This window comes from Streptomyces sp. NPDC058371, from assembly GCF_042723265.1.
Taxonomy (GTDB): Bacteria; Actinomycetota; Actinomycetes; order Streptomycetales; family Streptomycetaceae; genus Streptomyces.
Window position 1 is genome coordinate 192559 of record NZ_JBHXJC010000008.1, and the last position, 20405, is coordinate 212963.

At 72.6% G+C, this 20405-nt stretch carries 18 protein-coding genes; 10 read left to right on the plus strand and 8 right to left on the minus strand.

Annotated features, from left to right (window positions below; all coding sequences use genetic code 11):
* Positions 1–24 precede the first annotated feature (24 nt).
* Both ACFWM2_RS23930 and ACFWM2_RS23935 read right to left on the minus strand, forming a co-directional pair.
* On the minus strand, positions 25–1380 hold the full coding sequence (locus tag ACFWM2_RS23930) for a deoxyguanosinetriphosphate triphosphohydrolase (RefSeq protein WP_383283368.1): 1356 nt from the start codon (positions 1378–1380) through the stop codon (positions 25–27).
* A gap of 49 nt (positions 1381–1429) precedes the next feature.
* Entirely contained in the window at positions 1430–2242 is an 813-nt protein-coding gene (locus tag ACFWM2_RS23935) for a sirohydrochlorin chelatase (RefSeq protein WP_383283371.1), read from the minus strand.
* 308 nt (positions 2243–2550) lie between these two features.
* Here ACFWM2_RS23935 and ACFWM2_RS23940 point away from each other — a divergent pair, with 308 nt between their 5' ends.
* Both ACFWM2_RS23940 and ACFWM2_RS23945 read left to right on the plus strand, forming a co-directional pair.
* A complete protein-coding gene (locus ACFWM2_RS23940) occupies positions 2551–3246 on the plus strand; it encodes a vancomycin high temperature exclusion protein (protein WP_383283374.1) in 696 nt (231 codons plus the stop codon).
* 190 nt (positions 3247–3436) lie between these two features.
* Positions 3437–5551, plus strand: a complete 2115-nt coding sequence (locus ACFWM2_RS23945) for a molybdopterin oxidoreductase family protein (protein WP_383283377.1) — start codon at positions 3437–3439, stop codon at positions 5549–5551.
* A gap of 98 nt (positions 5552–5649) precedes the next feature.
* Here ACFWM2_RS23945 and ACFWM2_RS23950 read toward each other — a convergent pair whose 3' ends face one another.
* Entirely contained in the window at positions 5650–6084 is a 435-nt protein-coding gene (locus tag ACFWM2_RS23950; RefSeq protein WP_383283380.1) for a gamma-glutamylcyclotransferase family protein, read from the minus strand.
* Between the two features lie 309 nt (positions 6085–6393).
* Here ACFWM2_RS23950 and ACFWM2_RS23955 point away from each other — a divergent pair, with 309 nt between their 5' ends.
* Positions 6394–8037 (plus strand): M4 family metallopeptidase, encoded by a 1644-nt coding sequence (locus ACFWM2_RS23955; RefSeq protein ID WP_383283383.1) that lies wholly within the window; start codon positions 6394–6396, stop codon positions 8035–8037.
* Between the two features lie 48 nt (positions 8038–8085).
* Here ACFWM2_RS23955 and ACFWM2_RS23960 read toward each other — a convergent pair whose 3' ends face one another.
* The gene (locus ACFWM2_RS23960) at positions 8086–8778 is read right to left on the minus strand and encodes an NADPH-dependent FMN reductase (RefSeq protein ID WP_383283386.1); all 693 of its coding nucleotides are present in this window, start codon (positions 8776–8778) and stop codon (positions 8086–8088) included.
* 323 nt (positions 8779–9101) lie between these two features.
* Between ACFWM2_RS23960 and ACFWM2_RS23965 the strand changes: the two genes are divergently transcribed.
* Positions 9102–9617, plus strand: coding sequence for a hypothetical protein (locus ACFWM2_RS23965; RefSeq protein ID WP_383283389.1), 516 nt, complete (start codon positions 9102–9104; stop codon positions 9615–9617).
* Positions 9618–9802: 185 nt separating this feature from the next.
* Positions 9803–10426: a class F sortase gene (locus ACFWM2_RS23970; protein WP_383283392.1), complete on the plus strand. Its 624-nt coding sequence runs from the start codon at positions 9803–9805 to the stop codon at positions 10424–10426.
* Between the two features lie 43 nt (positions 10427–10469).
* Here ACFWM2_RS23970 and ACFWM2_RS23975 read toward each other — a convergent pair whose 3' ends face one another.
* A complete protein-coding gene (locus tag ACFWM2_RS23975) occupies positions 10470–11252 on the minus strand; it encodes a sulfite exporter TauE/SafE family protein (protein WP_383283395.1) in 783 nt (260 codons plus the stop codon).
* A 234-nt stretch (positions 11253–11486) separates the two neighbouring features.
* Between ACFWM2_RS23975 and ACFWM2_RS23980 the strand changes: the two genes are divergently transcribed.
* From ACFWM2_RS23980 to ACFWM2_RS24000, 5 genes are all read left to right on the plus strand, one after another.
* Positions 11487–12716, plus strand: coding sequence for an NAD(P)/FAD-dependent oxidoreductase (locus ACFWM2_RS23980; RefSeq protein ID WP_383283398.1), 1230 nt, complete (start codon positions 11487–11489; stop codon positions 12714–12716).
* A complete protein-coding gene (gene nirB / locus ACFWM2_RS23985; protein ID WP_383283401.1) occupies positions 12716–15328 on the plus strand; it encodes a nitrite reductase large subunit NirB in 2613 nt (870 codons plus the stop codon). The genes ACFWM2_RS23980 and nirB overlap by 1 nt, the downstream gene beginning before the upstream one ends.
* A complete protein-coding gene (gene nirD / locus ACFWM2_RS23990) occupies positions 15325–15675 on the plus strand; it encodes a nitrite reductase small subunit NirD (RefSeq protein ID WP_383283404.1) in 351 nt (116 codons plus the stop codon). Before nirB ends, nirD begins: the two co-directional genes overlap by 4 nt.
* A 43-nt stretch (positions 15676–15718) precedes the next feature.
* Positions 15719–16303: a TetR/AcrR family transcriptional regulator gene (locus ACFWM2_RS23995; RefSeq protein ID WP_383283407.1), complete on the plus strand. Its 585-nt coding sequence runs from the start codon at positions 15719–15721 to the stop codon at positions 16301–16303.
* Positions 16304–16373: 70 nt separating this feature from the next.
* Positions 16374–17138 carry an SDR family NAD(P)-dependent oxidoreductase gene (locus tag ACFWM2_RS24000; protein WP_383283410.1) on the plus strand — a complete coding sequence of 255 codons (765 nt, stop codon included), beginning with the start codon at positions 16374–16376 and terminating at the stop codon, positions 17136–17138.
* A gap of 19 nt (positions 17139–17157) precedes the next feature.
* On the opposite strand, the gene ACFWM2_RS24005 is transcribed toward ACFWM2_RS24000, so the two are convergent.
* Genes ACFWM2_RS24005 through ACFWM2_RS24015 form a run of 3 tightly spaced genes read right to left on the minus strand, consistent with a single transcriptional unit; the run spans position 17158 to position 20245 of the window.
* Positions 17158–18003 (minus strand): carbohydrate ABC transporter permease, encoded by an 846-nt coding sequence (locus tag ACFWM2_RS24005; RefSeq protein ID WP_383283412.1) that lies wholly within the window; start codon positions 18001–18003, stop codon positions 17158–17160.
* Positions 18003–18923 (minus strand): carbohydrate ABC transporter permease, encoded by a 921-nt coding sequence (locus ACFWM2_RS24010; RefSeq protein WP_383283739.1) that lies wholly within the window; start codon positions 18921–18923, stop codon positions 18003–18005. Before ACFWM2_RS24010 ends, ACFWM2_RS24005 begins: the two co-directional genes overlap by 1 nt.
* Before the next feature lie 59 nt (positions 18924–18982).
* Positions 18983–20245 (minus strand): ABC transporter substrate-binding protein, encoded by a 1263-nt coding sequence (locus ACFWM2_RS24015; RefSeq protein ID WP_383283415.1) that lies wholly within the window; start codon positions 20243–20245, stop codon positions 18983–18985.
* Between the last annotated feature and the right edge of the window lie 160 nt (positions 20246–20405).

Below are 20405 nucleotides of genomic sequence, written 5' to 3' on the forward strand. Positions count from 1 at the left end.
GTGGCCCGATCAGGCCACGCAGGGTCACCCTCCGCCACCGCCGTCGGGGCGCGTGGTGAGCCTGAGGTGCAGGGAGCGGGCCGAGGCGTCCGTGAGCGAGGCGATCTGGTCGACGAGCACGCGCTTGCGCGCCCGGTCGTCCGGAGCCGTGTCGAACAGGGCGCGGAACTGCGGGTCCAGGCCGTCCGGAGCGCGCGCGGTGAGCGCCTCGGCCAGCTCGGCGACGACGATCCGCTGGTCGGCGCGGAGCCGCTCCTGCTCGGCGCGCTGCATGACGTAACGGTCGGCGACCGCCTTGAGGACCGCGCATTCGTGGCGGGCACTGGTCGGTACGACGAGTTCGGCGGCGTACCGGGAGAGGCGGCCGGTGCCGTACCGCTCGCGGGTGGCGGCCTCGGCGGCCAGGCAGAAGCGGCCGATGAGCTGGCTGGTGGCGTCCTTCAACCGGGCCTGCGCGACGGCCGATCCGTCGTATCCGTGCGGCCACCACTCCTGGTCCAGGAGGCGGTCGAGGGCCGCGTCGAGCTCGGCGGGATCCGTGTCGGCGGGCACATACCGCCCGATGGCCACCGCGAAGACCGCCTGCCGCTCCGGCTCGGCGTGCAGGCAGTTGGGGTCGATGTGGCCGGCGTGCAGGCCGTCCTCGACGTCGTGCACCGAGTAGGCCACGTCGTCCGACCAGTCCATGACCTGGGCCTCGAAGCAGATGCGGGTGCCGGGCGCGCCCTTGCGGACCCAGTCGAAGACCGGCCGGTCGTCCTCGTAGACCCCGAACTTCGGCGACTTGGGGTCGGCGGGGTGGCCGCCGCGGGGCCAGGGGTACTTGGTGGCGGCGTCGAGGGCGGCGCGGGTGAGGTTGAGGCCGACGCTGACGAGATCGCCGGACTCCTGGGAGCGGACGAAGCGCTTGGGCTCTATACGGGTCAGCAGCCGCAGTGACTGGGCGTTGCCCTCGAAGCCGCCGCAGTCCTCCGCGAATTCGTTCAGCGCCTGTTCGCCGTTGTGCCCGAAGGGCGGGTGGCCCAGGTCGTGCGAGAGACAGGCCGCCTCGACCAGGTCGGGGTCGCAGCCGAGGGCGGCGCCCAGCTCGCGGCCGACCTGGGCGCACTCCAGGGAGTGCGTCAGCCGGGTGCGGGCGCTGGCGTCCCAGAACTGGCTGCGCGTGCCGGGGGTGACCACCTGGGTCTTGCCGGCGAGCCGGCGCAGGGCGGAGGAGTGCAGCACGCGCGCGCGGTCGCGCTGGAAGGCGGTGCGGCCGGGGCGTTTGTCGGGCTCGACGGCCCAGCGCTCGACGGCCGCCTCGTCGTACGCGGCGGGCCGGGTGTGGTTCTCCTGGGGCTGGGGTGGGGTGCCTTCGGTCTTCGGTGCAGTGCCTTCCATGCACCGACAGTAGACGCAGGCAGTGACAAACGGGACGCGGCCGTCCGGTTCAGGCCGAGGCCAGGGCACGCTCGGAGGCGGGTTCGGGGGTGGCCAGGGCCTGGTCGTAACGGTGCAGGACGAGGCGGGCCATCGCCGGGTGGGCACCGAGCGGGGCTGCGGCGATCCAGGGGGCGGCGGCCGCGCACTCGGTGGCGAAGCGGCCGGGCGCGGTGAAGTAGGAGGCGACGGCGTTCCGGTGGCGGCCGCGGGCGGCGAGGGCGCGCAGGGCGGCGGGGACGTTGGGCGTCGCGGCGGAGGCGTAGGCGGGCACGACAGGGACGCCGAGGCGCTCGGCGAGCAGCTGGGCGGTACGGCGGGTGTCGACGCCCGCGTCGGGGTCGCGGGAACCGGCGGCGGCGAGGACGACACCGCTGGAGCGGCGGGCGGCATCGCTCATCCGGGTCCGCCAGCCGGCCTCCACGAGCCGCGCGTACAGCGTCTCGACGAGGAGAGGGTGCGGGCCGAGCGGGGCGGCGACGCGGGTGCGCACGTCCGGGGCGGCGGCCGCGGCCTCGGGGATGTCGTGCTTGACGTGGTGACCGCGGCTGAGCAGCAGCGGGACGAGGACGGCCTCACCCGGGCCCGCGGACGCGAGCGTGTCGGGCAGCAGCGGTTCGTTGAGCTCGATGTGGCCGAGGCGCACCGTCAGGTGCGGGCGCAGCTCGCGGATCCGCTCGACCAGCAGGCGTACGGTGCTCAGCGCGCGCGGGTCGCGGCTGCCGTGCGCCACCAGGACGAGCGCGGGCGGCGCCGCGCGGCGGGTGCCGTTGAGCGAGACAAGGCTGAGCTGGCTGCCGAGCTGGCTGGTGATCCGGTTCATGATTTGCGCCGTACTGTCGAGGTGGGTCCCGCGGAGCGGGGAACCACCGGGGCCGGCCGGGGACTCGTCGCGAAGAGGGTTCGACGCCGTCATGGGCCGATCCTGGCGGTAGGAGGTTGCCGTCCCGTTGCGCGGGCATGACGGGTGTTTTCCGGCGGATCACCATGGGGTGAGGGGGGTGTGTGAGGCGCTTCCCCCCGCGGTCGCGGCGCCCGGGGTGAGCCCGGTCACGCCGGGGAGGCGAACCGTATCGCCTCGCACTGCGTCCCCCTTTGTCGAACGCCGACGTCACTGGGGGTACACCGACCATGCGCCTGCCGCGCCCGAGCTTCCGCCGGCCGTCGCTGCCGCGCACCCGCGCGGGCCGGCGCCGGGCCGTGCAGGGATTCATGCTGCTGTGCGTGCTCGCGCTGCTGCCCGCCACGTGGATGTTCGTGTCGACGGGCGACCGGCTGCGGACGACCGCGGACGTGCCGCGGACCGAGGTCGCGGTGGTGTTCGGGGCCGGGCTGTGGGAGGGCGAGCCGTCGCCGTATCTCGCGCACCGGCTGGACGCGGCGGCGAAGCTGTACCGGGACGGGCGCATCGAGGTCGTGCTCGTCACCGGTGACAACAGCCGCGAGGACTACGACGAGCCGGACGCCATGCGGGCCTATCTGACGCGACGCGGGGTGCCGGACCGGCGGATCGTCAGCGACTACGCCGGGTTCGACACCTGGGACTCGTGTGTGCGGGCGAAGAAGATCTTCGGTGTCGACCGGGCCGTGCTGATCAGCCAGGGCTTTCACATCCGGCGGGCCGTCGCGCTGTGCGAGGCGGCGGGGGTGTCGTCGTACGGGGTCGGGGTCGACGCCAAGCATGACGTCACCTGGTACTACGGGGGTGCGCGCGAGGTCATCGCCGCGGGGAAGGCCGCGTTGGACGCGGTGTTCCAACCCGATCCCCGGTTCCTGGGGCCCAAGGAATCCGGGGTGACCCGGGCGCTGGGGGGCGTCGAGCGCTGACGGGTGCCGCCGATGGGTTCGCCCCCTCCGCCCCCTGCCCGTCCCTGGGGCTCCGCCCCGGACCCCGCTCCTCAAACGCCGGAGGGGCTGAACTCCTCACTGCGGCGCCCGGGGTGCGGGGAGGTCCCCGCACCGGGCGCGTAACGGGGTTCGTCGCGGCGTGAAACACGTTCGTCGCACGCTGGGCGGCATGCAGACCTCCGTGACGCCGACCCACTGCCCGTACTGCGCCCTGCAGTGCGGGATGAACCTGACGCCGACGCCCGGCGGCGGCGTCGAGGTGACGGAGCGCGCGGACTTCCCGGTGAACCGGGGCGCGCTGTGCGGCAAGGGCCGGACGGCGCCGGCGCTGCTCTCGTCCCGGGTCCGGCTGACCTCCCCGCTGGTCCGGAGGGCGGGCGTCCTGGAGCCCGCCGGCTGGGACGAGGCACTCGACCGGATCGCCGGCGGACTGTCCCGCACCCGGGCGGAGCACGGACCGGACGCGTGCGGGGTCTTCGGCGGGGGCGGGCTGACGAACGAGAAGGCGTACGCGCTCGGGAAGTTCGCCCGGGTCGTCCTCGGCACCTCGCAGATCGACTACAACGGACGCTTCTGCATGTCGTCGGCGGCGGCCGCCGGCATCAAGGCGTTCGGCCTGGACCGCGGGCTGCCGTTCCCGCTGGAGGACATCCCGAGGACCGGGTGCGTGATCCTCGTCGGCTCGAACCTCGCCGAGACGATGCCGCCCGCGCTGCGGTACCTCACCGAGCTGAGGGAGAACGGCGGCACGCTGATCGTGATCGACCCGCGCCGGACGCGTACCGCCGAGCAGGCGGACCTGCATCTGGCGCCGCGGCCCGGCACGGACCTCGCGCTGGCGCTCGGTCTGCTGCACCTGGTGGTGGCCGAGGGGCGTACGGACGAGGAGTACATCCGGGACCGTACGAGCGGATGGGAGGAGGCGCGGGCGGCGGCGATGGCGCACTGGCCGGAGCAGGTGGAGCGGATCACGGGCGTGTCCGTGCCCCAACTCCGCGAGACGGTACGGATGTTCTGCGAGCCGTCGGCCGCCATGGTGCTCACCGCACGCGGGCCCGAGCAGCAGTCCAAGGGCACCGACACCGTGGGCGCGTGGATCAACCTCTGTCTGGCGACCGGCCGGGCGGGCCGGCCGCTGTCCGGGTACGGCTGTCTCACCGGGCAGGGGAACGGACAGGGCGGGCGCGAACACGGCCAGAAGGCCGACCAGTTGCCCGGTTACCGCAAGCTGACGGATCCGGCGGCGCGGCGGCATGTGGCCGAGGTGTGGGGCGTGCACCCGGACTCGCTGCCGGGGCCCGGGCGCAGCGCGTACGAACTCCTCGACGCGCTGGGCACGGACATCCGCTCGCTGCTGCTGATGGGCTCGAACCCGGTGGTGTCCGCGCCCCGGGCCGCCCATGTCGAGGAGCGTCTGAAGTCGCTGGACATGCTGGTGGTCGCGGACGTCGTCCTCTCCGAGACGGCGGCGCTGGCCGACGTGGTGCTGCCGGTCACCCAGTGGGCGGAGGAGACGGGCACGACGACGAGCCTGGAAGGCCGCGTCCTGCTGCGCCGCCGGGCGCTCAGCCCTCCCGACGGGGTCCGCAGCGATCTCGACGTCCTGCATGAACTGGCCGACCGCCTGGGCGTGGAGAAGGGCTTCCCGACCGATCCCGAGGAGGTCTTCGAGGAGCTGCGCCGGGCGAGCGCGGGCGGCCCCGCGGACTACTCGGGGATCACCTACCGGCGGCTCGCGGAGGGGGCCGGGCTCTTCTGGCCCTGCCCGGCGCAGCCTCCCCACGACGACGCTCCGGGCACGCCCCGGCTCTTCCTCGACCGTTTCGCCACCGACGACGGACGGGCGAACTTCGTGGCGGTCGGCCATCGGCCGATCGCCGAGGAGCCGGACGCCGAGTACCCGGTGCTGCTCACCACCGGGCGGGTGGTCGCGCAGTACCAGTCGGGGGCCCAGACCCGGCGGGTCGACGAGCTGAACGCCGCCGCGCCCGGGCCGTTCGTGGAGATGCATCCGCGGCTGGCCGAGCGGCTCGGCGCCTTGGACGGCGACACCGTGGCCGTCGTCTCCCGCCGGGGACGGGCCCTCGCACCGGCGCGGGTCACCACCGCCATCCGCCCCGACACCGTCTTCATGCCCTTCCACTGGCCGGGCGAGGGGCGGGCCAACACGCTGACCAACCCGGCCCTCGACCCGACCTCGCGCATGCCCGAGTTCAAGGCCTGTGCGGTGCGGGTGGAGACCGTCGGACCGCCCGCACCCGGCGCCGGTCCGGTCCACCGCTGACCGGTGGCCGGGTCGCCGGGTCGCCGGGTCGCCGGGTCGCCGGGTCGCCGGGTCGCCGGGTCGCCGGGTGACGAACGCCCCCGGGGCGCCGGCGCGGCTCAGCTGCGAGTGTGCCAGTCGCCGCTCTCGATGAGCTTGCCGCGGGCGCGCAGCCGGGCGGCGACGGCGGGGGCGGCCACGTACACCCAGGCCCGTACGACCGTCCCGTCCGGGCGGGTCACCTCCCGGGCCACGCGCTCGTAGGGACTGCGCGGGTCGCCCGGCACGTACTCCTCCAACCGGTCGAGTGCGCCCAGCAGTTCGCCGTACGCCTCGGGCAGTGCGGTGACCACCTCCCCGCTCACCTCTCCCGCGCTCTCCTCTCCCCCGCTCTCCTCCACGGCGTACGGATAACCGGGCCCCTCGTAGAGCACCAGCCCCCGCATCCGCCCCGGCTCCTCGGACTCCGTGCGGCCGCGCAGGAAGAGGTCGTGGTTGTGCTCGCCGGGGCGCAGGGTCCCGTACACGAAGAAGGGCAGCGCGGACCCGCTCAAGAGGCCGCCCCCGCGCGGGCGGGCGCCGGTGCCTTCCCCGCGGCGTCGTTCGTGGTCAGGACGGTGAGCCAGTCGGGCGTGGCCATGATCGGTCTCCCTCTCGCGCTGTCGCGGACGCCACTGCGGGGCCTGCGCGGATGTCCTCGCGGACGTCCTCTCGGGGGCCTTCGCAGAAACGATTCTCGCCCCACACACACCCACACACATCCGCCAGGTCGCGCTATGGACATGACATGTCATGGCCCCTTAAATCTGAGTCAACTTCAGCGCCTCCCCCACGCGCCCCAAGGCGCCTTCCCAAGGAGACAGATGAGTCGGACACGGCACATCCGAGGTTCCCGTCTCGCCACCGCGGGCATAGCCGCGGCGGCCACCGGACTGGTGGCCGCCGCCCTCACCCCGGCCGCCGGCGCGGTCGAGCGGCCGAGCCGCGCCACCGCGATCGGCAACGCGGCGTCCGCCCTGCTGGACGAGGCCGCGCGGCTGGGACTGACCTCCGCGCAGGGCACCAGCGTGCGGGACGTCGTCGTGGACGCCGACGGCGACCAGCATGTGCGCTACGACCGTACGTACCGCCAACTCCCCGTGCTCGGCGGTGACTTCGTGGTCCACCTGGCACCCAACGGCAGCTACCGCGGCGCCGACCGTGCCACGACCCGCAGTGTCTCCGTCGCCGACGTCAAGCCGGCGCTCTCCGCGCCGAAGGCCGCCGATCTGGCCGTCGGCGCGCTGCGGGCCGCGCACGTGGGCGAGACGCTGAAGAAGGTGGCGGCCAAGCCCCAGCTGGTCGTCGACGCCCTGCACGGGGCGTCCCGGCTGGCCTGGCGGACCAACGCCGTGGGCCAGGACTCGCTGGGCAACCCGGTCGCCCGCACGGTGCTGACCGACGCCCGCACCGGCAGACAGATCGACGCGTGGGACAGCATCGAGACGGCAACGGGCGACGGCAAGTCGCTGTACGGCGGCACGGTCCCGCTGGAGACCACGCTCTCCGGATCCACGTACCAGTTGAAGGATCCGACGCGCGGGAACACGTACACCGGGGACGCCGCGAACAAGACGGACCTGTGCATCCTGGGTATCTGCTTCAGCCGGGCGCCCGCGACGCAGTTCACCGACGCCGACAACCACTGGGGCACCGGGACGACGGCGGACCGGTCCACGGCGGCGGTCGACGCCCAGTACGGCACCAACGAGACCTGGGACTACTACAAGAACGTCCACGGCCGCAACGGCATCGCCGGGGACGGCAAGGGCTCGTACAACCGCGTGCACTACGGGAGCAACTACAACAACGCCTTCTGGGACGACAGTTGCTTCTGCATGACGTACGGCGACGGTGACGGGACGACGTTCGGGCCGCTGGTCGCCCTCGACGTGGCCGGGCACGAGATGTCGCACGGCGTGACGTCGAAGACGGCGGCGCTCACCTACTCCGGGGAGTCCGGCGGCCTCAACGAGGCGACCTCCGACATCTTCGGCACCCTGGTGGAGTTCCACGCGGGCAGCGCTTCCGACCCCGGCGACTACCTCATCGGCGAGAAGATCGTCCGCCCCGGGTTCGGTAAGTCGGCGCTGCGCTACATGGACCAGCCCTCCAAGGACGGCAACTCCGCGGACTGCTGGAGCTCTTCGGTCGGCAACCTGGACGTGCACTACTCGTCGGGGGTCGCGAACCACTTCGCGTACCTGCTCGCCGAGGGCAGCGGCGGCAAGGTCATCGGCGGGGTCCAGCACAACGGCACCACGTGCAACGGCGCGTCCCTGACCGGCATCGGCAAGGACAAGCTCGGCGCCATCTGGTACCGCGCCCTCACCGTCTACATGACGTCCTCGACGAACTACGCGGGAGCGCGCACCGCGACGCTGAACGCGGCGAAGGACCTCTACGGAGCGGGCAGTTCGGAGTACAACGCGGTCGCGGCCACCTGGTCGGCGGTGTCCGTGGGCTGAGAGCGGGGTCCGGGGCCGGCCTCGCCTTCGAGGCCGGCCCCGGCGGCCTCATCCCCCGTACGGGCGCCTCTCCTTGGCCTCCCGCAGGGACCTCGCCCACCAGACCAGCTGGTCGAGCATCACCTTCGCCGCCGCGCCCGCCGGTGCGGGATCGCGGAGTCCGCCCTCCTGGTCGAAGGCCGCGCTCGCGTGGTGGAAGGACACCGTGTCGCGGACCGTCACGGCGTGGAGTTCGGCGAAGACCTGGCGCAGGTGCTCACTCGCGCGCAGACCGCCGGCGAGACCGCCGTAGGAGACGAGGGCGACGGGCTTGGCGCGCCATTCGGTGTAGTGCCAGTCGATGAGGTTCTTCAGGGCCGCGGGGAAGGAGTGGTTGTACTCGGGGGTGAGCACGACGAACGCGTCCGCCGCGGCCAGCGCCGGTGTGACCCCGGCGAGCGCGGCGGACGCCTCGGCCGAGGGCGAGTGGGTCAGGGCCGTGGGGAGGCGTACGTCGGCGACGTCCACGACCTCCGGTACGAGATCGGTGCGCTCGCGCACCCTGCCGAGCAGCCACTCGGCGACGACGGGACCGAACCGGCCCTCGCGGTTGCTGCCGATGACGACGGCGACCCGGACCGGCGTCTCCAGGGCCTCGACGGTGGCCGCGGCCGGAGCGGTGGCGGGATCCGTGGCGATCGCAGCCGGGGCCGCCGGAGCGGCCGTGGCGGGGGCGGTGGAATCAACGGTGGCGGTGTTCATGGAGCCAGCCTGATACCTCAAGCTTCGTTGAGGTCAAGCAGGCGCCGCCGACGTCCGGCCGGACCCCGGTCACCCGTTCACACGCGCGCCCCGCGCCCTTCGGGTTCTTTTCCGGGAAGCGTCGGTGCCACGCCGGTGACCTGCTGGAACGTCGCCGGACCGGCCTTCTCGGAACCGCTCCTGACACCCGTTCACTTCATTTCTGACGTGTCATCAGGGAGCGGAGGCGGCCGTGTGCCACTTACCTCGGAAGTGCAGGGGCGCGACCGACGCAGCGGCACATGGGGGTGCCGCGGGCCGTGCCCTCTCGGAGGAGCAACACGATGCGCACAACCCGTCTGCTGACCGGTACCGCGCTCGCCGTGGCCGCCGCGGGCCTCGCCGCCGCGCCCGCGTACGGCGGGGACACCGGCACGCTGGAGGTGCACCCGTCCACCGTCGTCCCCGGCGCGGGCGTCACGGTGAACACGGCGGCGTGCGGCGCGGACGGCTCGGCCGCGGGCGACGCCAGCGCGGTGGGCGCGGGCACCTTCACGCTCGTTCCCAGCACGCACGACAAGGAGGCGGTCGGGAAGTTCCGGGTGCCGCCGAGCGCGCAGCCGGGGACGTACGAGATCGTCGCGAAGTGTTCCGGCGGGCGGCGGGTGACGGGTGACCTGGTGGTCACGCTGACCGCCACCACGGAGCAGACGCAGCCACGAGGAAGTGTGAAGACGGGGGTCGGCGGCGCACTCGGTCCCGACCCCGTACAGACCACGGCGGGAGTGGCGGCCCTGGCCGTCGCCGCCGCGGGCGGTACCTGGCTCCTGCATCGCCGGGCGAGAGGCGACGGGATCTGACGGACACCCTCCGCTGTCCGTCCGCCGGTACCGCAGTCCTCTCCCCCTCCGGGTCCGACGCCCCTCGCGGCCCGGAGGGGGCGGAGGACCCAGTGGGCCCCGCAGGCGAGGGCCCTGCCCCACCACAGGTGAGGCCCCGTGGGCTCGACCGGTGCGAGCCCCGTGGCACCAGAAAGGAGGCTCACGTGCGCAGGCTCAGCAACACCGCGATAGCTTCCGTCACGGTGGTCGCCCTCTGCTCCGGCGCGTGGCTGCTGCGCAGCGGCGCCGAGACGCACGCGCCGCCCCAGCCGTCGGCCGCGCAGGCCGCGTCCCCCGGTGCCGCCGAGCGGGAGTCCGCCGCGCCCGCGCTGCCGCCCTCCCCGCCCGACCGCATCCGCATCCCCGCGATCAGGGTGAACGCCCCCCTGATGGGCCTGAACCTCACCCCGCAGGGCAGCCTGGACGTCCCGCCCGCGGCGAAGAAGAACCTCGCCGGCTGGTACCAGGCCGGCACCACCCCGGGGGAGACGGGCACCGCCGTCGTCGCCGGACACGTCGACAACGCCGAAGGACCCGCCGTCTTCTACGACCTCGGCTCCCTGAAGAAGGGCAGCGCCGTCGAGGTGCAGCGCCGGGACGGCTCGGTCGCCGTCTTCGCCGTGGACGCGGTCGAGGTGTACGACGCCCGGAACTTCCCGGACGAGAAGGTGTACGGCGCGGCCCGGCGCCCCGAACTGCGGGTCATCACCTGCGGCGGCGGCTACTCGAAGGCGACCGGCTACCAGGGGAACGTGGTGGTCTTCGCCCACCTCACGGGCAGCCGGTGACCGCCCGCACACGGCCGCTGCGGGCGTCGTCGGACCGCCGCGCCTACGCGATCCACTGCTGGTACGCGAGGTTGGCGACCAGCGCGAAGACCACCGTCAGCAGCACCACCCGGACGAACCCGCTGCCCTTCTTGAGCGCGGTGCGCGCGCCGACCGTCGCGCCGACGAGGTTGAAGACCGCCATCAGCGCGGCCAGCTGCCAGAAGACCGTGCCCTTCCAGGCGAAGGTCGCGAGCGCGCCCGCGTTGGTGCAGCAGTTGACGATCTTCGCGGTGGCGGAGGCGGTCACCAGGTCGAGGTGCAGGAGCGCGGTGAGGGCGAGCACCAGGAACGTGCCCGTGCCGGGGCCGATCAGCCCGTCGTAGAACCCGATGCCCAGGCCCGCGATGCCGATCGCGGCGAGGACGCGGCGCGGCGACACGGGCGCGGTCGACGGCGCCGTACCGAAGGCCGGCCGCATGATCACGAAGGCTCCGACGCCGAGCAGGACGACCATGACGACGGGCTTCAGCACCTCGGTGCTCATCCCGGCGGCGACGAAGGCGCCCGCCGTGGACCCGGCGAGCGCCGCGAGCCCGATGCGTACGGCCGTGCCGACGTCCACGGGCGCCTTGCGCGCGTAGGTCACCGCGGCGCCGGTCGTGCCGACGATCGCCACCGCCTTGTTGGTGCCGAGGGCGTACGCGGCCGGGGTGCTGCCCGGCAGCCCGAGCAGCATCGCCGGCAGCAACAGCAGTCCGCCGCCGCCCACGACGGCGTCGATCCAGCCCGCCGCGAGGGAGGCGAGGCACAGCGCGGCGACGACGGTCAGCGATATCTCGGGCATGATCAGGACCCTATGGACGGGTAGATGTGCAGTCCATGGATCCTGGGAACCTTGAGGGTCTCCTGAGGTTCGGCCCGCGGCCCCGGGCGATCCGGCGCACATCGTCCCGGCCCCCTCGGACCGGTCCGGGCCCCGGAACCCTCACATCCCGCCCCCGCCCCCGCTGAGGGCAGCGTTCCCCGCGGGAAACGGGAGGGATGCGGCCGGGTAACACCGGCACCGCACGCTGCGGTCATGACCTCGAATACGCGTGTGGTGGTGATCGGCGCCGGACTCGCGGGCGCCCGGCTCGCCCGGCGGCTCGACGAGCTCGGCGGGTCCGTCGTGCTCATCGGCGAGGAGGAGCACCGCCCGTACAACCGCGTCCTGCTCGCCGAGGTCCTGGCCGGGCGGTACGCCCCCGAGGTCATCGCCCTCCCGGCCCCCGCCCGGCTGACCCGCGCCCGGGTCACCGGCATCGACCGCGCCGCACGCACCCTGCACTGCGCGGACGGCACGGTGACCGCGTACGACACGCTGGTCCTCGCCACCGGCTCGAACCCCGTACTGCCGCCCCTGCGCGGTCTGCTCACCCCCGGCGGCCATGAACTCCCCGAAGGCGTGCACGCCTTCCGCACGATGGACGACTGTCTGGGGCTGTCGAAGGCCGTCCGGCCGGGCTCGCGCGCCGTCGTCGTCGGCGGCGGTCTGCTCGGTGTCTCGGCGGCCCGCGCGCTGGCCGTGCGCGGCGCCCAGGTGGTCCTCGCCCAGCAGGGCGAGCGGCTCATGGAGCGCCAGCTCGACCCGTCCGCGTCCCGGCTGGTGCACCGGCATCTCACCGACCTCGGCGTCGAGGTGCACACGGAGAGCCGGGTACGCGGTGTCCGCAGTGCCGGCGGGACGGTCCGGGCGGTCGAGATGGCCGACGGATACGCCCTCGACACCGACCTCGTGGTCCTCGCCTGCGGGGTCCACCCTCGGGTGGGGCTCGCCCAGGACGCGGGGCTCGCCGTCCACCAGGGCATCCTCGTCGACGACGAACTGCGCACGTCCGACCCGCACATCCGCGCCATCGGCGACTGCGCCCAGCACGCCGGCACAGTCTACGGACTGGCCACGCCCGCCCTCGAACAGGCCGAGGTGCTGGCCGAGTTGCTGGCCGGCGACGCGGGGCGGGCCGACGCCCGCTACACCGGCACCCGCTCCCTGACCCGGCTCACCCTGACCGGCCAGGCGGCCCCACTCGACCTGGCCGCGTTCGGGGAGCCCGATCCCCGCCCCGGCGACGACGTCATCCAGCTCGCCGACGCCACCCGCGGCACGTACCGCAAGGTCGTCGTCCGCGACGACCGGCTGGTCGGCGGGGTGCTCGTCGGCGAACTCGGCACCGTCGGCGCACTCGCCCGCGCCTGGGAGCAGGCGGAGCCGCTCCCCATGGACGGCGCACCACCGCTCCATCTGCTCACCAACGACGGAGGCTCCTGATGACCGCCACCCCGGGGTCCACCCCCACGATCGTGCTCGTCGGCCATGGCATGGTCGGCCAGCGCTTCCTCGAAGCGCTCGCCGAGCGCGGCCTGACCGCGACGCACCGCGTGGTCGTGCTGTGCGAGGAGCCCCGCCCGGCGTACGACCGGGTCCGGCTCACCTCGTACTTCTCGGGTCGTACGCCCGACGAACTCTCGCTCACCGACCGGGAGTTCATCGACGGGAACGGGATCGAGCTGCACCTCGGCGACCCGGCCGAGACGGTCGACCGGACGGCCCGGACGGTGACCGCCCGCTCCGGTCTGGTGATCGCGTACGACACCCTCGTCCTCGCCACCGGCTCCTTCCCCTTCGTGCCGCCGGTGCCCGGCAAGGACGCCGAGGGCTGCTTCGTCTACCGCACGATCGAGGACCTGCTGGCCATCGAGGAGTACGCGAAGTCGAGGGCGACGACGGGTGCGGTGGTCGGCGGCGGTCTGCTCGGCCTGGAAGCGGCGGGCGCGCTGAAGGGGCTCGGACTGACCACGCACATCGTGGAGTTCGCGCCGCGGCTGATGCCCGTGCAGGTGGACGAGGGCGGCGGCGCGGCGCTCCTGCGCACCATCGAGGAGATGGGCCTGAGCGTGCACACGGGCACCGGGACGCAGGAGATCGTCACCGGCGACGACGGCGCGGTGTCCGGCATGAAGCTGTCGGACGGGTCCGAACTCGCCACCGATCTGGTGGTGTTCTCCGCCGGCGTACGGCCCCGGGACGGGCTCGCCCGCGACACCGGGCTCTCGGTCGGCGAGCGCGGCGGCATCGCGGTCGACGAGCAGTGCCGCACCTCGGACCCGTACGTCTTCGCCATCGGCGAGTGCGCCCTCGCGTCGGACGGCCGGGTCTACGGCCTGGTCGCGCCCGGCTACGAGATGGCCGAGACGGCCGCCGCCACCATTGCCGCGGACGAGGCGAGCTTCACCGGCGCCGACCTGTCCACCAAGCTCAAGCTCCTCGGGGTCGACGTCGCGTCCTTCGGTGACGCGCACGGCGCCACCGCGGACTGCCTCGACGTCGTCTACGCGGACTCCCGGTCGGGCACGTACAAGAAGCTGGTGATCGGCCGCGACGGCGAGCTGCTCGGCGGGATCCTGGTCGGCGACGCGGACGCGTACGGCACGCTGCGCGCCCTCACGGGATCGGTGCCGCCGGTCGCGCCCGAGCAGCTGGTGCTCCCGGCCGTCGCGGGCGGCCCGGTGATCCTCGGCCCGTCCGCCCTGCCGGACACCGCGGTCATCTGCTCCTGCCACAACGTCACCAAGGGCACGATCCGCGGCGCGGTCACCGAGCACTCCTGCACGACGGTGCCCGAGGTCAAGAAGTGCACCAGGGCCGGTACGGGCTGCGGGAGTTGCGTCAAGGTCCTCGGACAGCTCGTCAACGAGGAACTCGAGGCGAGCGGCGTCGAGGTCGACCACGGCCTGTGCGGCTGCTTCGGGCAGACCCGCGAGGAGCTGTACGAGATCGCGCTCGCCCTGCGCATCCCCTCCCACCGCACCCTGCTGGACCGCTTCGGCCGCGAGGGCGCGCGGGACGGCGACGGCTGCGAGATCTGCAAGCCCGCGGTCGGCTCGATCATCGCCTCGCTGGCACCGACGATCGGCGCCGAGGGCTACGTCCTGGCCGGCGAGCAGGCCGCGCTCCAGGACACCAACGACCACTTCCTCGCCAATCTCCAGAAGAACGGCTCCTACTCGATCGTGCCGCGCATCCCCGGCGGCGAGATCACCCCCGAGAAGCTCATCGTGATCGGGGAGGTGGCCCGGGACTTCGGGCTCTACACGAAGATCACGGGCGGTCAGCGCATCGACATGTTCGGCGCGCGGGTCGAGCAACTCCCACTGATCTGGGCCCGGTTGGTGGACGCCGGCTTCGAGTCGGGCCATGCCTACGGAAAGGCGCTGCGCACGGTCAAGTCGTGCGTGGGGCAGACCTGGTGCCGCTACGGCGTCCAGGACTCGGTCCGGATGGCGATCGACCTGGAGTTGCGCTACCGGGGGCTCAGGTCCCCGCACAAGCTGAAGTCGGCGGTCTCCGGGTGCGCCCGCGAGTGCGCCGAGGCCCAGTCCAAGGACTTCGGGATCATCGCCACGGCGAACGGCTGGAACCTGTACGTCGGCGGGAACGGCGGTGCCACCCCGCGGCACGCGGATCTGCTCGCCCAGGACCTCTCGGACGCCGAACTGGTGCGCCTCATCGACCGGTTCCTGATGTTCTACATCCGCACGGCCGACCGGCTGGAGCGCACCTCGACCTGGCTGGAGCGGATCGAGGGCGGCCTCGACCATGTGCGCGAGGTGGTCGTCCACGACTCGCTGGGGATCTGCGAGGAGCTGGAGGGCCTGATGAGGGCGCATGTGGCGGCCTATCGCGACGAGTGGGCCGAGACCATCAACGACCCGGAGAAGCTGGCCCGGTTCGTGTCCTTCGTGAACGCCCCGGACACCCCCGACCCGGTCGTGGGCTTCGTGCCCGAGCGCGACCAGATCAAGCCCGACCTGCCGCTGCTGACCATCGGCATGCGGCCCCTGGAACCCGCGGAAGCCCTGGAAGGAAGCGCCCAGCGATGACCCTCGCCCCCGAGACCACGACCCTCGATGTGCACGTCCGGCTGGAGGAGGGCTGGCTCGCGGTCTGCGACCTGTCCCTGCTCACCCCGGGCCGGGGGGTGGCCGCACTGCTGCCCGACGGCCGGCAGGTCGCGCTCTTCCTGGACCGCACGGGCCGGATGTACGGGATCGACAACCGCGATCCGTTCAGCGGCGCCGCCGTCCTCTCCCGCGGTCTGACCGGCACCCACCAGGGCCGCGCGTTCGTGGCCTCCCCGCTGCTCAAGCAGCGCTTCGACCTGGAGTCCGGGCAGTGCCTGGACGACGAAGCGGTGACGGTGCGCACGTACGAGGTACGCGCCTCCTGAGCGTACTTGACCGATCATTCTCAAATACCCTACGGTCCCGACCATGGCCAGGACCAAGGAGTTCGACCCCGACGCCGCGCTGCAGTCAGCCCTGGAGCTGTTCTGGCGGCGCGGCTACGAGGCGACGTCGATGGCGGACCTCGTCGAGCACCTCGGCATCGGCCGCGCCAGCATCTACGCGACGTTCGGCAACAAGCACGAGCTCTTCCTGAAGGCACTGGACCGCTACAGGGAGAACCGCGACCCGAACCTGCTGCGCGAGCTCTCCCAGCCGGGGCCCGCCCTGCCCGCCGTCCGCACGGTGGTACGGCGTTTCGCTGCCGAGGCGGCCACCGAGGACCGGCGCCTGACCGGCTGTTTCGTCACGAACACGGCAGCCGAGCTGGCTCCGCACGACCCGGCCGCGGCCCGCCGGGTCGAGCACAGCTGGGACCACATCGAGACGCTGCTGCACGCGGCCCTCGTCCGCGCGCAGGCCCAGGGCGAGCTGGCGGCCGGCCGCGATCCGCGCGCGCTCGCCCGCACGCTGCTCGTCCTGCTGCAGGGACTGCGCGTGGTGGGCAAGGCCTCCGCCGACCCGGCCCGGGTGCTGGACGCGGCGGAGCAGACCCTGACCCTGCTCGACTGAACCGCTCTTTCCCGGGCGGGCGCTTCCGCATGCCCTCATAATGAACCGATCGGTCAAGAAAAGAGATCTGATGACGACCCGCTTCACCGGCCGGACCGCGCTCGTCACCGGCGCCGGCTCCGGCATCGGCCGCACCACCGCCCTCGCTCTCGCCGCCGAGGGCGCGCGGGTCGTCGTGGCCGGCCGCACCGCCGCACTGCTCGACGAGACCGTCGCGCTGATCGAGGAGCGGGGCGGCAAGGCCCTCGCGGCGACCGCCGACGTGTCGCGTGCCGCCGACGCGAACGCCCTCGTCGCGGCGGCCGTCGACCACTTCGGCTCCCTGGACGTGGCGGTGAACAACGCGGGCGTCTTCCGCGGCGGACAGCCGCTCGCCGACCTTCCCGAGGACGACTGGCACACCCAGCTCGACATCAACGTCACCGGCGTGTTCCTCGCCCTGCGGGCCCAGATCCGCCGGATGCGGACACAGCCGGCCGGCGGCACGATCGTCAACATCGCCTCGACCTTGGGCCTTCACACCCGCCGCCCCGGCGTCGCCGCCTACGGCGCCTCCAAGGCCGCCGTCGCGGCGCTGACCCGCGCGGCCGCTCTGGACCACATCGCCGAAGGGGTCCGGATCAACGCCGTCAGTCCCGGCGCCACCGCCACCGCCATGTCGCTGCGGCCCGGCGAGAGCGAGACCGAGCGCGGGGAGCGCGTACGGCACCAACTGCCGCTCGGCCGGGTGTCGGCGACCGCGGAGGTGGCCGCCGCGGTGCTGTACCTGGCGTCCGACGACGCGGCCTCGGTCGTCGGCACGGACCTGGTGATCGACAGCGGCGGCTCCCTGTGAAATGCGCCCTCCGACCGGGTCAGTCGTCGATCCCCGACCGCTCCACCCCCGCCACGATCCACCGCTGGAAGCAGAGGAACACCACCAGCAGCGGCAGGATCGACACGGCCGCCGCGACGAAGAGCTCGTGCAGCCTGATCACTTGGGACGTCGTGAAGGACGACAGCGCCACCTGCACCGTCCAGGCGTCGCGGTCCTGACCGATGACCAGCGGCCACAGGAAGGAGTTCCAGGCGCCGATGAAGACGATCGTGCCGACGGCCGCGAAGACGGGCCGGGCATTCGGGACGACGATGCGCCAGTACGTACGCCAGTAGCCGAGTCCGTCGACCTGGGCCGCGTCCTCCAACTCCCTTGGGAAACCGAGGAAGTACTGCCTGAAGACGAAGCAGGCGAAGGCGGAGAAGAGTGTCGGGACGATCAGCCCGCGCAGGGTGGAGATCCAGCCCAGCGAGGAGACCAGCACGAAGCTCGGTACGAAGGTAACGGCCGCCGGCACCATCAGGGTGCCGAGGATCGCGTAGAAGACCTTGTTCGCGTGCCGGTAGGGGATGCGGGCCAGCCCGTATCCGGCGAGGGAGGCGAGGACCAGCGTGCCGAGGGTGGTGGCGACGGCGATCAGCGCCGAGTTGAGCAGCGAGCGCGCGAAGGGCACGGACGTGTCGTCGAACAGCTCGCGCACATTCGACCAGCGCAGCTCCGACGGGAAGAAGGTCCACTCCGGCGAGGTGATCTCCCGCTCGCTGGACAGCCCGTTGCGGACCAGGAGATAGAAGGGGATCAGGAACAGCAGGGCCAGCGCGATCAGCAGCACGAGCCGCAGCGCCCGCCCGGCCCGTACCACCGCCTCGTCCTGGGTGCGCATCAGTCCTCCCTCCTGCCGAGGCCGAACCACTTGGCCTGGCCGATCGTGACCACCGCGATGATCAGGGCGAGGATCACCGCGCCCGCGCTGCCCAGGCCGAGGTTCTGCCCCTGGCCGAGGGCGGTGTAGTAGAGGTAGACGAGCGGCGGGCGGGCGTAGGGCGGGTAACCGCGGGAGTCCGAGAGCAGGTTGTAGAACTCGTCGAAGGCCTGAAAGGCGTTGATGACCAGGAGCAGGACGACGGCGACGGAGGTGGCGCGCAGCTGCGGCAGGGTGATGTGCCGCAGGACCTGCCAGCCGGGCCGGGCCCCGTCGACCGCCGCAGCCTCGTACAGCGTGGGGCTGATCCGCTGCAGCCCGGCGAGGAAGAGGATCATGTAGAAGCCGGCCTGGAGCCAGAGCCGTACGGTCACGATGACCAGCCAGTACCAGGGCGGGTCGGTCGTCGACAGCCACGCGGTCTGCTCGCCGCCGAACCAGCCGAGCACCGTGTTGGCCAGCCCGAACCGCACCCCGTTGAAGATCGACATCTTCCAGATCAGCGCCGCGACGACGTACGAGCAGGCCGCGGGCAGGAAGAAGACGGACCGGAAGAACGCCTGGGCGCGGCGCAACCGGTTGACCATCAGCGCGAGGGCCAGCGACAGCACGAAGGTCGCGGGCACGATGAAGGCGGTGAAGACCAGGAAGGTCCACAGGCTGTCGGTGAAGGCGTCGTCCGAGAGCATCGCCGTGTAGTTGTCCAGGCCCACGAAGTCGGTCGGCGTGACCGTGTTGTGCGCGTCGAAGAAGCTGAGGCCGACGCTCCAGGCGAGCGGGACATAGGTGAAGAGGCCGAGGCCGAGCGCGAACGGCCCGACGAAGATCCAGAACCAGAGCGTTCTGTTCCGTGCGCGCCGGACGGCGGTCCGCCGCGCCACCCCGGCCCGCTCCGCCGTTTCCGTCCGTGGCCCGGTCGCTGCGTCCTGCGTGGCCGACGTCACGACTTCTTCTTCACCCGGTCGAGTTCGGCCGACACCTTCCGCACGACCTTCTTGAGTTCGCTCTCCGGGTTGGCGCCGTCCTTGATGATCCGGCTGAGGGCGTCCTGATAGGCCGTCTGGCCGGCGGGGGTCCACAGCAGGGGCTGGGCGTACCCGTGGTCGGTGGTGAAGCGGACGGCGTCCGCGGCGGCGCCCTCCTTCAGCTTGTCCGCCTTCTTGGCGAGGGAGATGCGGGCCGGGATGTGGAAGCCGTAGGAGAGGGCGAAGTCCTCCTGGTGGTCGGCGCGTTCGACCCACAGCCACTTCACGAAGTCCTTGGCCTCCTGCCGGTGCCGGCCGCGCGCGCTGACGGCGGCCGCGTACGCGCCGACGGGCACCGAGGGCTGCCCCGCGGAGCCGTCCTTCGGGAAGGGCAGCACACCGAAGTCGTCGCCGAGTTCCTTCTGGACCTGGGGCAGCGCCCACAGCCCCGACCACTGCATCGCGGTCAGTCCCTGGAGGAGGGCGGAGGGGTCGGACCAGTCGGTGGGCGCGCCGAGGAGCAGTGACTTGTCGGCGTAGAGCCGGTGGAGTTTGCCGAGTGCGGTGGCGGCCGCCGGGTCGTCGAAGCCGACCTTGCCGTCGTCGGTGACGAGCTGAAGTCCGGCCGCGTAGAGGGGCGTTCCGCCGAGGGCACCGGCACCGCCGTCATTGCCCAGGAAGAGGCCCTTGACGCTCTTGGTGGTCAACGCCTTCGCCGCGTCGACGAGTTGGTCCAGGGTCTCGGGCGGCTCGACGCCCGCGTCCTTGAGCAGGCTCTTGCGGTAGTAGAGCAGCTGCATGTCGATGACCTGCGGGATGCCCCAGATCTTCCCGTCGTACGTCTTCGGCGCGAGCACCGCCGGGTTGTAGTCGTCCTTGACGCCGTCGAGGAGGTCGGTGAGGTCGACGACCTGGCCGCCCTGGATCTGGTCGAGGGTGGGGCCGTTCACCTCGAAGACGTCCGGCCCGGAGTCGGTGAGCAGCGCGGCGGCGGTCTGCTGGTCGTAGTTGCCGGGCCGCCACTGGACCGTGACATCGGCCTTCTCGTACGCGGCGGCGTACCGCTTCACCGCCTGCTCGGTGCCCGACTCGCCGTACTGGTGGTACCACTGCGACAGCTCGGGCCCGGCCGAACTTCCGTCGTCTCGACCGGTGTTGGACCCGCACGCGGTGAGCAGTCCGAGTCCCGCACCGGCTCCGGCGCCCGCCCTGAGGAGTCCTCTGCGGTTGATGGTCATGGTGTGCCCCCTGAATGACGTGGTCGTCGCACGGCCCAACGATCAACCATGCAGGTCGATTACGAAGGTGATGTTGCGACGGCATGTCACGGCACGCAAGCGGGCCGCCGGCTTCTTTCGGCGGCCACCGGGTCGGGCGGGCCACCGTTTCGGGTGGGCC

What these genes read in the sequence shown, in the direction of transcription:
- ACFWM2_RS23955 (WP_383283383.1), top strand. Translation starts at nt 6,394, where the DNA reads ATGAGTCGGACACGGCACATCCGAGGTTCCCGTCTCGCCACCGCGGGC.
- ACFWM2_RS23965 (WP_383283389.1), top strand. Translation starts at nt 9,102, where the DNA reads ATGCGCACAACCCGTCTGCTGACCGGTACCGCGCTCGCCGTGGCCGCC.
- ACFWM2_RS23935 (WP_383283371.1), bottom strand. Translation starts at nt 2,242, where the DNA reads ATGAACCGGATCACCAGCCAGCTCGGCAGCCAGCTCAGCCTTGTCTCG.
- ACFWM2_RS23940 (WP_383283374.1), top strand. Translation starts at nt 2,551, where the DNA reads ATGCGCCTGCCGCGCCCGAGCTTCCGCCGGCCGTCGCTGCCGCGCACC.
- ACFWM2_RS24005 (WP_383283412.1), bottom strand. Translation starts at nt 18,003, where the DNA reads ATGCGCACCCAGGACGAGGCGGTGGTACGGGCCGGGCGGGCGCTGCGG.
- nirD (WP_383283404.1), top strand. Translation starts at nt 15,325, where the DNA reads ATGACCCTCGCCCCCGAGACCACGACCCTCGATGTGCACGTCCGGCTG.
- nirB (WP_383283401.1), top strand. Translation starts at nt 12,716, where the DNA reads ATGACCGCCACCCCGGGGTCCACCCCCACGATCGTGCTCGTCGGCCAT.
- ACFWM2_RS23995 (WP_383283407.1), top strand. Translation starts at nt 15,719, where the DNA reads ATGGCCAGGACCAAGGAGTTCGACCCCGACGCCGCGCTGCAGTCAGCC.
- ACFWM2_RS23945 (WP_383283377.1), top strand. Translation starts at nt 3,437, where the DNA reads ATGCAGACCTCCGTGACGCCGACCCACTGCCCGTACTGCGCCCTGCAG.
- ACFWM2_RS23930 (WP_383283368.1), bottom strand. Translation starts at nt 1,380, where the DNA reads ATGGAAGGCACTGCACCGAAGACCGAAGGCACCCCACCCCAGCCCCAG.
- ACFWM2_RS24000 (WP_383283410.1), top strand. Translation starts at nt 16,374, where the DNA reads ATGACGACCCGCTTCACCGGCCGGACCGCGCTCGTCACCGGCGCCGGC.
- ACFWM2_RS23975 (WP_383283395.1), bottom strand. Translation starts at nt 11,252, where the DNA reads ATGCCCGAGATATCGCTGACCGTCGTCGCCGCGCTGTGCCTCGCCTCC.
- ACFWM2_RS23980 (WP_383283398.1), top strand. Translation starts at nt 11,487, where the DNA reads ATGACCTCGAATACGCGTGTGGTGGTGATCGGCGCCGGACTCGCGGGC.
- ACFWM2_RS24015 (WP_383283415.1), bottom strand. Translation starts at nt 20,245, where the DNA reads ATGACCATCAACCGCAGAGGACTCCTCAGGGCGGGCGCCGGAGCCGGT.
- ACFWM2_RS23960 (WP_383283386.1), bottom strand. Translation starts at nt 8,778, where the DNA reads ATGAACACCGCCACCGTTGATTCCACCGCCCCCGCCACGGCCGCTCCG.